We start from the raw sequence: 6,307 nt of genomic DNA, 5'->3' as shown, positions 1-6,307 counted from the left end.
TCCATGATGTTATTCGCAGTGAGGCTGAAACCCGCTTTGTAGCGGCGCTACTGGAAAATGTGCGGGAACGTTGCCAACATCTGCTGGCGGAAGCCGGGGGAATTGCCGGGATGAAATTGTAAGCCAGCCTTTATTTGTTATTTGGTGAATCAGCATGAAAAAGCGCAACCTGTTTGATGAACTGATGGAAGGGGTCGATGCACTCAAGGCAGAGCGTGATGGCAAAAGTATGTGCCCGTTCTGCCCGATTCCCGAAACCGACATTGTGGCCGGAAACGCCAGCCACATCGTCATCCACGACCGCTTTCCGGTTTCACCGGGGCATTCCCTCATCATTCCACGCCGTCATGTCGCCTCGCTGTTTGAACTGACGGCGGAGGAATTCAGCGCCCTGCACGAACTGTTGCACACCACCCGTAGCCAACTGGATGCGCAATACCAGCCGGATGGCTACAACATCGGCGTCAATGTCGGGGAAGCTGCCGGGCAGACGGTGTTTCACCTGCATGTGCATGTGATTCCGCCGATCCGCGAGCTAGAGTGCTTTGCTTGATGATTGATTGCCCTATGTTCTCTATCCATTTTGGATATTTCCTGCTAGCCTTGATTTGATTAGTCCGATGGAAATTTTATGGCATATTCATTTAGTCCCTTACGCTACCCTGGTGGAAAAAGTCGCTTGGCTAACTTCATCAAGCTAACGCTCAAGCTCAATGGGCTTGAGGGGGGGGTCTATGTTGAGCCATTTGCTGGAGGAGCGGGAGTTGCCTTGCTCCTTTTGCTCGAAAATAAGGTTTCCAGAATCATGATCAACGACCTTGATCCAGCCGTACATGCATTTTGGTTCGCTGTTCTGAATTACCCAGAGGAGTTGTGTGAAATTATTCATAAAACGCCAGTTACTATAGATAATTGGTACAAGCAACGAGAGATTTTTAACCGAAGAGATAGCAACAATTCTTTAGAGCTAGGGTTTGCAACGTTCTTTTTAAATCGGACTAATCGCTCTGGTATTCTTAAAGGTGGGGTCATCGGTGGGCTAAAGCAAACAGGAAATTGGAAGATTGATGCTCGCTATCCAAAACACAAACTGATTGAGAATATTCAATCAGTTTCTCATCATAAAGGCCGCATCATCCTTGCCAACTTGGATGCAAGAGATTTTATCCGTCGGTATCAACAACAATTCAATTCAAATACTTTGCTTTACCTTGATCCCCCGTACTTCCATAAAGGACAAAAGCTTTATCACAATGCCCTAGAGTCTGATGACCACGCTCTTATTGCGAACACTGTGCTGAGAGAGTTACAAACACATTGGATTGTCTCATATGATGACACAGTTGAGATCAGCCAACTTTACCCAAATAATCGTCAAGCTACCTATCCGCTAAATTATACAGCAGCTAGGCGTTATCATGGCAGTGAGATCATGATCTATAGTAATAGTCTACAAGTTCCTGATGTTGATAACCCCTTCCGGATAAGAAAAGATGAGTTTCTTCGACAATACCGTGAACTTTCAACCCCAAACTCGACACTCAGTCAAGGGTAGCATAATGTATTGCAAGTAGAGCGAGGTTATTGTTTTTTAAAAGTTGTTAATTCTGAGAGGTGCATATGCAAGTTGATAATAATAGTATCGTAGCAATAAGATCGGAATGCCGATTTTGCAGTTACCTGAGAGGTAAAGATAATAGAAGAGAAATTGACACGCCTTGGCTAGAAAATGGACAGTATGTAGCCATGACATCGATTGGTGGTTTTGTTCCAGGCTGGTCTTTGATTTGTCCTGTAGAGCATACTTTGAATCTTTCCAGAGATTATTGCTACTCTCCTTTATGGTTGTTTACTGGGCAAGCAATTGAGATTGTATCAAAACGATATGGCGAGGTTCGGATATTTGAGCATGGCTCTCAATCCAGTAAGTCAAAAACGAGCTGTGGAACAGCTCATGCACATTTGCATATTGTCCCCCTTTCCTTTTCTCTAGAGAATGAATCTGTCAACTATGGTGAAGAATTCCAATTGGAATGGCAACAATGTTATGCAACTGATATAAAAAATATATCAGGCCATAATGAATATCTTTTTGTTGCTGATGAATATTCTGGTGTTAAAACTAAAGGGCAACTCGCTGTGCTGAGTCAAGAAATTTCTCAATTCTTCAGGAAGGTTATCGCTAATAAATTAGGTGTCTATGACCAATACAACTATCGTGCTAACCCAATGATGGAAGTAACTTCAAAATCAGCTAGGCAACTCCGTGAAGATGCTCTTATTAAACAATATGCTAAGGTTGGTAACTTTTGAATAATTCAGTTAACAAAGAAGAATCTTTACCAAAGTCAGATATTGATAGTTCGATAAAATCTGATTCTGAGCCAATGCCAAATGATGTCTTGCCAAGCAAAGAAATTTTGAGTAATAAAGATCCAAGTTTATCTCGAAATAATAAAGAAGAATTAGACTTGCGAGAAAATATAGGGGATGACTATCCTTTGGTAGACGAAAACCATCAAGAAGTTCTGAATTATGATGGACGAAATGAAGGTGATTGGGAAAGTCGTTGGTCAGATAAAGCCAGAAGGATTATTTACCGCGAGGCTGTATACGTTGGGCTGGTTTTCTTTTTCACTTTAATGTCTATCGTTTTAATTTGGCAAGGTAGTATGTATGAAATTTTTAGAGGTGAGTGTCTTCCTGAACTTTGTAAGAAAGAAGGTTTTGATAAGTTTGCTTATTTCTTTTCAGGAGGTGTGTTGGGTGGTGTGCTGTTTGGAATGAAATATCTCTATAAAGTCGTTGCAAGAGGTTTTTGGCACCAAGATCGGGTTCTATGGCGTATATTTTCGCCATGGATATCAGGTGGATTAGCGGTCGCCGTAGGAGCTTTGTTTGATTCGGGAGTTATGGGATTAAGTGTTAAAGCAGCAAACTTAACGACATTCTTCTCATTAGGTTTTATTACAGGGTACTTTGCAGATTCAGCCCTAGCTAAAATGCATGAGATAGCCGAGACTATTTTTTCTACTAGTAATAAATACCCATTAGATCCAAAACATGTAACAGGTCATAAAGACCAATAAAGAGGTATTCCTAAGTGCCTTTATCTTCAACTCTTTTAGTTTTAGGGGATCAAGTTTCCTATGTATCTCCAGATTGTCCTAATAAAATAGGTCTAAAAGCATATGGGCTGAACTTCTTGCCATCTGTATGGACTAAGCCATTTTTTGTCGTTTCTGGAATAAAGTTTCCTACTCAACAAGCACTGAATCGTGCATTTACTAAGATGGAAATGAATGGTGAGGATGTTTTTGTTCGCTCAAGTGGTATTGAAGAATCGATTGATGACAGAGGAAGTTTTGCATCACGAAGTTGCAAACGTTCAGATATTATCAAAGAAATTCAACTTCTCACAAATGAATTACCTAATGAATTTAAAAGTAAAGTTCATTGGGTAATTCAAGAATCAATTCCAACAAAAATTAAAGGACACTTATCTAATGAACGACGAGTTTCAGAAGCCGCTAGAGATTGGGTGGTTGAATATGAGGCATCTGACTTTTCTGAGGGTGAAATTCACAATATATCTTTAAGGCCATGGAGAGATTCTACAAAAAGCCATCTAATTGAATTGGCTTGTCCATACAAACAGTCGATCACTGAAGTTCTGAAAAATGTTTGCAAGTGGACTAATGAACAGAAAAAGAGGGTACACTATGAATGGGTTTGGGATGGAAAAATAATTTTCTTTGTGCAAGCTGATGATGCTAGTGCCATAAAGGATGGATACAATCCTAATGATTTAGTGAATATCACAAATGGGAGTCAATGGTCGAATAATTTGTCCAGACAGCTTAAAGTCTTTAGAGTTGTAAATGATAATAACTTTTCAGATTACCGAAAGTTAAAAAACGTTAATATTTATCGCCAAGTTGGTTATTCTGGGTACCATTTTTATATTTTGGACTTGCAGTCTGTTTTTATGGAGTTATTCTCTAATAATGTATTCATATGTAAAGAATTGTGTGAAGATTTAAGGATATTGACGCTTAGGCCATTGGTTCTTCGAACTGACGGAACAAATATCCCGAATGAAAAGCTTCAGATGTTACCAAGAAGTGATGAGCTGAGAAGCCTAAATGAAGCTAGGGACTGGTTGGAAAGAAAGTTTAGAAAAGATATTATTGAGTCCGACTTACAGGAGAGTAATTTATGTTTAATTGCTCATCATTTCATTCCTGCCGCATCTTCTGCATGGGTTCAAGCATCACCTAATGAGAGAATGGTAAGGATCGAATCACTGTGGGGTTTGCCTGATGGAGTAAATTGGTATTCACATGATGTTTTTGATGTTGATACAGCTGAAACTGAAATTCCCGATACGAAAACCCCATCTGCAAAAGTTTTAATCCAGAAAAAGCATAAGCGTTATAAAGATAACTTTATTGCCCCTGACTCAAATGGACGATGGAAAGTGCATAGGACAGATGATCAACATTGTTGGGCATCTAGTGTTCGTAGTTTATGGATAAAAGAGATTGCTTGGAATTCTAGAAGAATAGCTAGAATGTGTGGAAGAAAAATAATTATTATGTGGTTTATTGATATTCCTTCAGAAGTTTCTGATAATGTTTTATTGCCTTGGTATCATGAACAAGATATTAGTGACAACCTAAAAAATCCAATTAGTGCTCCCCGACGGAATATATTAGTCCATGAAAAATATACAATTAGAACCATTAATGACTGGGAAAGAATTAAAAATGAATGCGGAAATAAAATAATAACGCACGTTCGAATAAAGCCGAAAGAACCAGAACTTGTTCGTAATCAGAATTTCGCACATGAACTTGCTGAATATTCACAAATTTATAATTTTATAATTTTATTATCAGGTGGGCTACTGTCACATGTTTACTATATATTAAGTAATTGCGGTGCTAAAGTTGAATGCGAAGATTTATACGCATCTCCCAGTGAAGAATTAGAGTTTAATAAATTAGTCCGAGATAAAATTCCAGATAAAATAAAAAGTCATGGAGAATCAGTTAATTTGTTCAGAGTCAAAGGTGAAGCATTAAAATTATTGACCAAGTATAAGGTTATTGAAGAAGCATTTGAAGTAAAAACTGCCGAAACCATAGATGGTATAGCTGAAGAAATAGCTGATATGCTAGAAGTGTTGGATGCACTGAGAAGTCAAGTATGGTCTTCTGATTATACGCCTTTTAAAGAAAGTAAATACCAACTTGTCGATACCCATATTTCATCTTTGGAATCACCTAATAAAACAAAACTAAAGTTTATATTTCCTATATATCAAGGCAATGTAGAGGTATCAAAAGTTGTTAAAGTTAGGATGGGTGATAATACAAAAAAAATATTTTCTTTAAAAATAAAAATTCTATCTGGCAAACCTGTTTTTAATCTTAACTTTTATATTAAAGAAGTCTTGGCTGATGATGCTTTAGATGAGGAAATGTCAGGTTTAAATAAAAATGGATTAACCGAGATTGAGTTAATTGAAGCCTTGAAGAATAATATTCTTGTGGCTTCTTTTAAAATAGTTGATTCATCAGATGAATATTTAATGCAATGTATCGATGAAGCATTATTCCATATTAAGAATCTAGCTAGTACATTGGCTATTGATTTTGGGCGTATTTTATCTGTTAAAAGTAAAAAGGCAGATAAGGCTGGTGGATTCTTAAATGGATTAATGCTTGTCAAAACGCGCCTTTCATCATCACTCTCTTATAAAAAGCCAGAAGATACATTATCATTGTTTGAAATTGACAATGATAATATTATTTCTGATGTGTCATATCTTCCCCTTGCTCCGATAAATATTTATCCAGATAGGAGAAAACAAAGTGACTCCCCCGATCTTTTTCAGTATAGGTTTGAATTCTCAATATATGCACAAAAAATCATAGATAACCATAAAAAATACATGTCAGATCAAGGTATGGTTTTATCTTTTGATGTGCATAGAGTCTCTTCTGTAATTGAATGTAATCTTGTGTTTGAAAGTGATTCAGAAACTGAACAATTAACTCTTCTATAATGATAACTTCCCTAATATTTCTTGAGAAGTTATCCGCATGGAAAATTTATTGATGCTCCGATTCTACATTTATTTCGCTATCGGTGTGGTCTCAGGGTGTGACCGGAAGTGATGCCTCCTAATTTTAAGCGACATGGCAGGCAGCGAAGTTCTTCCAGTAATCATTCCATCCGCCATTCAAGCGAGTCACGCGCAGGGCGAGCATGGGATCGACATTCTCTGCTGCCCACCAAG

The 6,307-nt window shown here is 38.0% G+C and carries 5 protein-coding genes; all 5 read left to right on the top strand.

From position 1 onward, the window contains the following. Positions 1-229: 229 nt before the first annotated feature. Entirely contained in the window at positions 230-553 is a 324-nt protein-coding gene (locus KKC91_10870; protein MBU0479053.1) for an HIT family protein, read from the top strand. A 78-nt stretch (positions 554-631) separates the two neighbouring features. Further along, on the top strand, positions 632-1,555 hold the full coding sequence (locus KKC91_10865; GenBank protein MBU0479052.1) for a DNA adenine methylase: 924 nt from the start codon (positions 632-634) through the stop codon (positions 1,553-1,555). Positions 1,556-1,620: 65 nt separating this feature from the next. Beyond that, on the top strand, positions 1,621-2,313 hold the full coding sequence (locus KKC91_10860) for a hypothetical protein (GenBank protein ID MBU0479051.1): 693 nt from the start codon (positions 1,621-1,623) through the stop codon (positions 2,311-2,313). Continuing rightward, the gene (locus KKC91_10855; GenBank protein MBU0479050.1) at positions 2,310-3,089 is read left to right on the top strand and encodes a hypothetical protein; all 780 of its coding nucleotides are present in this window, start codon (positions 2,310-2,312) and stop codon (positions 3,087-3,089) included. The genes KKC91_10860 and KKC91_10855 overlap by 4 nt, the downstream gene beginning before the upstream one ends. 14 nt (positions 3,090-3,103) lie before the next feature. Next, complete coding sequence (locus KKC91_10850; protein MBU0479049.1) at positions 3,104-6,073, top strand: nucleoside triphosphate pyrophosphohydrolase; 2,970 nt, start codon at positions 3,104-3,106, stop codon at positions 6,071-6,073. The last annotated feature ends 234 nt before the right edge of the window (positions 6,074-6,307 follow it).

This window comes from bacterium, assembly GCA_018812485.1.
Classification (GTDB): domain Bacteria; phylum JAHJDO01; class JAHJDO01; order JAHJDO01; family JAHJDO01; genus JAHJDO01.
Note: the sequence above shows the minus strand (reverse complement) of the source record. Positions and strands in the feature narration are given on the sequence as shown.

Bases quoted from the DNA above. Each gene is read 5' to 3' on its own strand.
- KKC91_10870 (MBU0479053.1), top strand. From the start codon at position 230: ATGTGCCCGTTCTGCCCGATTCCCGAAACCGACATTGTGGCCGGAAAC.
- KKC91_10865 (MBU0479052.1), top strand. From the start codon at position 632: ATGGCATATTCATTTAGTCCCTTACGCTACCCTGGTGGAAAAAGTCGC.
- KKC91_10860 (MBU0479051.1), top strand. From the start codon at position 1,621: ATGCAAGTTGATAATAATAGTATCGTAGCAATAAGATCGGAATGCCGA.